Annotated in this window: 7 protein-coding genes; all 7 read left to right on the top strand. The window is 62.0% G+C overall.

Annotated elements, in window-relative coordinates; genetic code table 11:
* Positions 1-66 precede the first annotated feature (66 nt).
* The 7 genes from hutH to VL52_RS01860 all read left to right on the top strand — a co-directional run bounded on the left by hutH (position 67) and on the right by VL52_RS01860 (position 7,025).
* Positions 67-1,584, top strand: coding sequence for a histidine ammonia-lyase (hutH, locus tag VL52_RS01890; protein ID WP_046155457.1), 1,518 nt, complete (start codon positions 67-69; stop codon positions 1,582-1,584).
* Positions 1,585-1,609: 25 nt separating this feature from the next.
* Positions 1,610-2,134, top strand: coding sequence for a GNAT family N-acetyltransferase (locus VL52_RS01885; protein WP_046155474.1), 525 nt, complete (start codon positions 1,610-1,612; stop codon positions 2,132-2,134).
* Between the two features lie 419 nt (positions 2,135-2,553).
* On the top strand, positions 2,554-3,501 hold the full coding sequence (dusA, locus tag VL52_RS01880) for a tRNA dihydrouridine(20/20a) synthase DusA (protein WP_499679383.1): 948 nt from the start codon (positions 2,554-2,556) through the stop codon (positions 3,499-3,501).
* A 103-nt stretch (positions 3,502-3,604) separates the two neighbouring features.
* A complete protein-coding gene (locus VL52_RS01875) occupies positions 3,605-4,678 on the top strand; it encodes an ABC transporter substrate-binding protein (RefSeq protein ID WP_082113581.1) in 1,074 nt (357 codons plus the stop codon).
* Positions 4,679-4,745: 67 nt separating this feature from the next.
* A complete protein-coding gene (gene rdgB, locus VL52_RS01870) occupies positions 4,746-5,339 on the top strand; it encodes an RdgB/HAM1 family non-canonical purine NTP pyrophosphatase (RefSeq protein ID WP_046155454.1) in 594 nt (197 codons plus the stop codon).
* A 103-nt stretch (positions 5,340-5,442) separates the two neighbouring features.
* Positions 5,443-6,645, top strand: a complete 1,203-nt coding sequence (gene hemW / locus VL52_RS01865) for a radical SAM family heme chaperone HemW (RefSeq protein WP_046155453.1) — start codon at positions 5,443-5,445, stop codon at positions 6,643-6,645.
* Positions 6,645-7,025, top strand: coding sequence for a RidA family protein (locus VL52_RS01860; protein ID WP_046155452.1), 381 nt, complete (start codon positions 6,645-6,647; stop codon positions 7,023-7,025). The genes hemW and VL52_RS01860 overlap by 1 nt, the downstream gene beginning before the upstream one ends.
* Positions 7,026-7,157 lie beyond the last annotated feature (132 nt).

Genomic DNA, 7,157 nt, shown 5'->3' with positions numbered 1-7,157 from the left:
CCGGGGCTGTAGTGACTTTTAATTGTCATATGAAATATGTGTTATTAAATTTAAAGGGATATATCAATGGAAAACCACATCCTGTCGCTTGACCGCTACACCCTGATCCAGCTGCGCGACATCGTCGAGCAGAGGCAGCGGCTCGAGCTTTCCCCGGAAGTCGCCAGCCGCATCGAGGCCGGCGCCGAGTTCGTTCAGCGCCGGGCCCGCCATGATGAATACATTTACGGGGTCAATACCGGATTCGGATCGCTGTGCGAAACCCGGGTCAAACCGGAGCAGGTGGAAGCGCTGCAATACAATCACATCGTTTCGCATGCGTGCGGCGTAGGCGAGCCGGTTTCCGAACGCTGTTCCCGGTTGGTGCTGTTGATCAAGCTACTGACTTTCCGCTCCGGCCATACCGGGGTTTCCTTGCAGACCGTGCAACGCCTGATCGACTACTGGAATCATGGCGTCATCCCCGCGATTCCCAAGAAGGGGACAGTCGGCGCCAGTGGCGATCTTGCGCCGCTTGCCCATATGTCCTTGCCGTTGCTGGGCCTGGGGCAGGTATATATGGACGGGAAGGTCGTCCCGGCGCGCGCGGCGATGGACCGTTACGACTGGACGCCGCTCCACTTGAAGGCAAAAGAAGGTCTCGCGCTGACCAATGGCGTGCAGTACATCAATGCCATCGCTTCCGAGTGTCTGCTGGACATGGGTGAAATGCTGGCTGCAGCCGATTTGATCGCCGCTCTGAGCATCCAGGCGTTTAGCGGATCGCAGACGTTTTACCATGCCCGCTATCATGAAACCTCGCATCATATGGAGCGCCGCCGCGTGGCGGCCAGGCTGCGAAGCTTGTTGCAGGGCAGCAATCATCATCAGTTGAGCACCTGCAACCAGTCGAAGCAGGATCCGTACTCCTTTCGCTGCATTCCCCAGGTTCATGGCGCGGTGCTTCAGGTATACGATAACGCGCTGCGCATCATCGAAGATGAAATCAACGGCGTATCCGACAATCCGCTGTTCTTCCCCGAGGAGGACCTAATTCTGTTCGGGGGCAATCTGCATGGAGAATCCACTGCGATGCAGATGGATTTCCTATGCGTGGCCGCAAGCGAGCTTTCCAACATTTCCGAACGCCGCACCTATCAACTATTGTCCGGCCAACGCGGCCTGCCCAGCTTCCTGATACGCGAACCGGGCATCAACTCCGGCATGATGGTGCCGCAATACACGTCTGCCGCCCTAGTCAACCAGAGCAAGGCCCTTTGCTTCCCGGCCTCCGCCGACACTATCCCCACCTGCCAGTTGCAGGAAGACCATGTCAGCATGGGCGGCACTTCCGGCTACAAGTTGCAGGAAATTCTGGACAATACCCGGATCGTGCTTTCCATTGAGTTGATGACGGCGGCGCAGGCCGCGGAATTGAACCAGGAACTGACGCTGTCCGGCGTCACAGAAGATCTGCTCAAACAGTTCCGCACCGTGGTCGCCCATCTGGGCGACGACCGCGTTATGAGCGATGACATCGACGCCAGCACGCGTTTTGTCAGCGACCATCTGCGGCTGTGGTTCGAAACCCATGGTGCGGTCTGATCGAAAGGATAGAGAAGGAATGGAAATGAGAAAATTTGCAGCGCGCCCAGTCGCAGAGGAAGAGCATGCTCTGTTTCGGGCCATGTATTCGCTTTATCTGCATGATCTGAGCGAGTTCACCGATTTCTACCAATTGGATGCCGATGGCGAATGGGTACCTGACTACTTGCCGACCTGGCTGGACCGCAGCAACCCGGATGTCCGCCCTTTCCTGTTCCGGCTGGATGAAACGCCCATAGGCTTTGCCTTGGTGGGGGCTAAGCCTTTTCCCTATATGAGCGCTGGCATCGATTACCGGATGAGCGAATTTTTCATCGCGCGCGGCCATCGGCGTGGCGGTTTGGGCAGAGCCGCTGCGGAGCAAGTATTCGAGATGTTGCAAGGCACTTGGGAAATTGTTCAGCTGCCGGAAAACCAGGTAGCCACCGCTTTCTGGCTGAACGTGGTGGAACGGTTCACCGGAGGGCGATTTGTGTCTGACACGCTGGATGGCGAGGCCAGGCAGCGGTTCGCATCCGGCGCGGCGGTTTTAGCGGAAACGTCCTCCTAGCCATTCCGGCCGCATCAGCCCCGGGGTTTGTGAACAGGCCCCGGGGCTGGTATGGATCGGACCGTCCTCCTTGAGTCTCGGTCCGCAACGTTTCCGGCTGGGCTGCTTCGAAGGCGTTGCAGCTTCTCCGAAGATTATCTCGCCCGGAGCTTGACCCATACTCGTGCGGAGGAGGATAATTCTCCGTTTTTTCAACTGCTTAGTTATCGTTGTTGAGCCGGCAGCCATTTGAAGCCGCGCAGTGATTGCGACAGCCGCGAAGTCTCTGGAGAGAGGTTTTCGCCGCAGCGCATATCGACGACAACAGGCGAAAATCGGTCGGAATGAACAGTAACAAGATTGAACTCAATGGCGCTGAAAGCCGCGCCGATCAAGGAAATTCAGTGAGATTGCCGCCGCGCCGCCTGTCCATCGCCCCGATGCTGGACTGGACCGACCGCCACTATCGCTACTTCGCCCGCCAGATCACCCGCCATACCTGGCTGTATACCGAGATGGTGACCACCGGCGCGCTGCTGAATGGCGATGTCGCCCGTCATCTGCGTTTCGACGAGGCTGAACATCCGATCGCGCTGCAACTGGGCGGCTCCGAGCCGGCCGAGCTGGCCAAGTGCGCGAAGCTGGCGGCCGAGTGGGGCTACGACGAAGTGAACCTTAACGTCGGCTGCCCGTCGGAAAGAGTGCAGAAGGGGGCGTTCGGCGCCTGCCTGATGGCGGAGCCCAAGCTGGTGTCCGATTGCGTCAAGGCGATGCGCGACGCCGTCGACATCGACGTTACCGTCAAGCACCGCATCGGCATCGACCAGATCGAGCATTACGATTACTTGCGCGAATTCGTCGACACCGTGGCCGAAGCCGGCTGCGGCACCTTCATCGTCCACGCGCGCAACGCCATCCTGAAAGGCCTGAGCCCGAAGGAGAACCGCGAGATTCCGCCGCTGAAGTACGACTACGTCTACCGGTTGAAGCGCGAGCGGCCTGACCTGGAAATCCTGATCAACGGCGGGGTCAAGACCAACGCCGAGATCGCCGAGCACCTGAAGCATGTGGACGGCGTGATGGTCGGCCGCGAGGCTTACCACAATCCCTGGCTGATGGCTGATTGGGACGCGCTGTTCTACGGCGATGCGGCCGCCGGTCCCGAGCGGGCGGCGGTGGTGGAGGCGATGATGCCCTATGTGACGGAGCGCCTGGGCGACGGCAGCAATGTCCGCCACATCGCCCGCCACATCCTGGGTCTGTTCCAGGGCTTGCCCGGCGCGCGCAACTGGCGGCGGATGCTGTCCGATTCCAAGCTCTTGGACGGCGCCGACGCCGGCCTGCTGCGCCAGGCCTACGAGGCGACGCTGGCGGGCCGCCGCGCCTGATCATCCGATGGCCGCCGACGAGCGGCTGTCTTCGCCAGGCGGCCCCGGCCGCCTTTTGTCATGGTTGTCATGCCCGGCGTGACTGTCTGGAGGTGGATCCCAATTGAAAAAGTTGCAAAAGCTGATGCTCGCCCTGTCGCTGTCTTCCGGCCTGGCCTGGGCCGGCCCCAATGACGTGCTGCATATCTACAACTGGAGCGGCTCGCTGTCCGACAACATCGTCAGGCAGTTCGAGAAGCGCTGCGGCTGCAAGGTGGTGCAGGACTATTACGGCGACAACGAGGAAATGCTGGCCAAGCTGGCCGCCGGCGCCAAAGGCTACGACATGGTGTTTCCGTCCAGTTTCGTCGTGCAGGCGATGACCAAGCAGAAGCTGCTGCAACCATTGGACCATCGCCAGATTCCGAATCTGAAAAACGTGGCGCCGGCCTATCTGTCGCAAAGCTACGATCCGGCCAACCGCTACACCATCCCCACCGTGCTGTCGCTGACTTCCGTCGGCTACAACGTCGAGAAGCTGAAGCAGCTGGGCGTGGATCCCTCCAGCTGGTCGGTGATCTTCGATCCCGCCGTGCTGCGAAAGATCAAGGGCAAGGTGACGGTGCTGGACAGCTCGCGCGAGGTGTTCGCCGCCGCGCTGTTCTACCTGGGCAAGGACCCGAACCAGGCGAGCGACGCCGACATGCGCGCCGCGCGCGACGTGATCAAAAAGGCCAAGCCGTACTGGGCCGCCTTCTCCAATGCCAGCTATCTGAAGCAGCTGGCGGTCGGCAATATCTGGGTGGCGCTCGGCTATTCCACCGAATTCTTCCAGGCCAGCGAGGATGCCCGCCTGACCAAGCGTCCGTTCCATATCGGCAACGCGCCGCAGCGCGAGGGCAACGAGCTGGGTGTGGATACCATGGCGATCACCGCCAGCGCCAGGCGGCCGGACCTCGCCCACCAGTTCATCAATTTCATGCTGGAAGGCGAAAATGCCGCCCAGTTGACCAATCTGAACGGCGCGACCAACCCGGTGGCCACCGCCAGCCCCTATTTCCGCGCCGATCTGAAGACCAGCCGGGTGATCAATCCGACGGCCGAGCAAGCGAAGAAATGGACGGTATTGCGCGAGTTGACGCCTGCCGAGCGCCGCGCGTTGGCGCGGATGTGGACGGAAGTGAAGGTCAGCCGCTAAGCTGGCGGCCTGGCCGGACGCCATCGACCCGGTTCGGCCGCATTCACGAGATAGAAAGAGCGAAAAGATGTTCGACCAACTGGTTCTCGCCAGCAACAACGCCGGCAAGCTGAAGGAATTCGGCGCGCTGTTCGCCGAATTGGGCGTCACGGTGCGAGCGCAGCGCGATTTCGACGTGCCGGAGTGCCCGGAGCCGTACCACACCTTCCTGGAAAACGCGCTGGAGAAGGCGCGCCACGCCAGCCGGCTGACCGGTCTGCCGGCGCTGGCCGACGATTCCGGCATCTGCGTAGAGGCGCTGGGCGGCGCGCCGGGCGTGTACTCGGCCCGTTTCGCCGGCGAGCCCAAGTCCGACGCGCGCAACAACGCGCTGCTGGTGGAAAAGCTGCAAGGCGAGGCCAACCGCCGCGCCTGGTACTACTGCGTGCTGGTGCTGGTGCGGCACGCCGACGATCCGCAGCCGCTGGTGGCCGACGGCATCTGGCTGGGCGAGGTGCGCGACGAGGCCACAGGCAGCGGCGGCTTCGGCTACGATCCTTACTTCTTCCTGCCCAGCCACGGCGTGACGGTGGCCGAACTGGACGCCGTCGAGAAGAACCGCGTCAGCCACCGCGGCCAGGCGTTGGCCGCGCTGATGGCCAAGCTCAAGGCGCTGGCATGAGCGTGGCGAATCGGTTTATTGCCCGCAACGCCCGGGATGCGAGATCGCGAAACCAAACGAGCGGCGACGAGATAGTACAAGTGGTACAGCGAGGAGCCGCGACGTGCAGGTGACAAAGATATCGCTTTCCGGGCTAGGCGGACAGGGCGGCCTGCGCGAGCTGCCGCCCCTGGCGCTGTACGTCCATTTCCCGTGGTGCATCCGCAAGTGCCCGTATTGCGACTTCAACTCGCATGAGCCGAAGAGCGGCTTCGACGAGATGGCCTATGTCGACGCGCTGCTGCGGGATCTGGAATTCAGCCTGCCTGAAGTATGGGGCCGGCCGCTGACCAGCATCTTCATGGGCGGCGGCACGCCCAGCCTGTTCAGCCCGCAGGCGATGGATGTCTTGCTGGCCGGCGTGCGCGCGCGCATGAAGCTGCATCCGGATGCTGAAATCACGATGGAGGCCAATCCCGGCACCTTCGAGATCGAGCGCTTCCGCGGCTACCGCGAGGCCGGCATCAATCGGCTGTCCATCGGCATCCAGAGTTTCGATCCCAGGCATTTGAAGGCGCTGGGCCGCATCCACGACGGCGACGAGGCCAAGCGCGCGGTCGAGATCGCGCTGACCTACTTCGACAACGTCAATCTGGACCTGATGTACGCGCTGCCGGGGCAAACGCTGGATGAAGCGCTGTCCGACCTGAACACCGCGCTGTCCTACGGCATCACCCATCTGTCGGCCTACCATCTGACGATAGAACCGAATACGATGTTCGCGGCGCAAACGCCGAAGAACCTGCCGGATGACGAGGTGTCGGCCGACATGCAGGAAGCGATAGAGTCCTGTCTGGCAGCCGCCGGTTTCGATCACTACGAAACCTCCGCCTTCGCCAAACCCGGCCGCCACAGCCGCCACAACCTCAACTACTGGCAGTTCGGCGACTACGTCGGCATCGGCGCCGGCGCCCATGGCAAGATCAGCAGCCACGCCGGCATCGAACGCCAGATGCGGCACAAGCAGCCGGCGGCTTATCTGAAGGCGGTGGCGGACGGCAATCCGCTGCAAAGCCAGCAGAAAGTCGCCCGCGCCGATCTGCCGTTTGAATTCATGATGAATCTGCTGCGGCTGACCGGCGGCTTCGAGAGCCGCCTGTTCCAGGAGCGCACCGGCCTGCCGCTGGCGCTGATCCGCCGCCAGCTGGACGAAGCCCAGGCGCAAGGCCTGTTGGACGGCGATGGCGCCATTCTGCGCCCGACGCTGAAAGGCCAGCGCTTCCTCAACGATTTGCTCACCCTGTTCCTCAAAGAAGGAGATGAATAATGGCTAAGGAAATTATCCACACCGACAAGGCTCCGGCCGCCATCGGCGCTTACTCGCAAGCCGTCAAGGCAGGCAACACCGTCTACCTGTCCGGCCAGATCCCGCTGGATCCGGCCACCATGGCCGTGGTGGAAGGCGGTTTCGCCGCCGAAACCCACCAGGTGTTCAAGAACATGAAGGCCGTGTGCGAGGCCGCCGGCGGCAGCCTGGACCAGATCGTCAAGCTCAACGCCTACCTGACCGACCTGTCCAACTTCGCCACCTTCAACGAAATCATGGGCCAGTACTTCAGCCAGCCGTTCCCGGCCCGCGCCGCCGTCGGCGTGGCCAGCCTGCCCAAGGGCGTGCTGGTGGAAGCCGAAGCGGTGCTGGTGCTGTAAGCGCGCCGCGTCCGCGATGAAGAAGCCCCGGGAAACCGGGGCTTTTTGCTGTCCGGCAGATGGCCGAGCAGCCAGTGTTCAAACTGTCGGCTCTTTGGCATGTTGCGGCGATATCCGCGAAGGAAGAGCGAT

The sequence above is a fragment of the Chromobacterium vaccinii genome, assembly GCF_000971335.1.
GTDB lineage: Bacteria > Pseudomonadota > Gammaproteobacteria > Burkholderiales > Chromobacteriaceae > Chromobacterium > Chromobacterium vaccinii.
The sequence above is the reverse complement of the archived record's forward strand: the minus strand, read 5'-3'. Positions and strand labels throughout refer to the sequence as shown.

Bases quoted from the DNA above. Each gene is read 5' to 3' on its own strand.
- hutH (WP_046155457.1), top strand. From the start codon at position 67: ATGGAAAACCACATCCTGTCGCTTGACCGCTACACCCTGATCCAGCTG.
- VL52_RS01885 (WP_046155474.1), top strand. From the start codon at position 1,610: ATGAGAAAATTTGCAGCGCGCCCAGTCGCAGAGGAAGAGCATGCTCTG.
- dusA (WP_499679383.1), top strand. From the start codon at position 2,554: ATGCTGGACTGGACCGACCGCCACTATCGCTACTTCGCCCGCCAGATC.
- rdgB (WP_046155454.1), top strand. From the start codon at position 4,746: ATGTTCGACCAACTGGTTCTCGCCAGCAACAACGCCGGCAAGCTGAAG.
- VL52_RS01860 (WP_046155452.1), top strand. From the start codon at position 6,645: ATGGCTAAGGAAATTATCCACACCGACAAGGCTCCGGCCGCCATCGGC.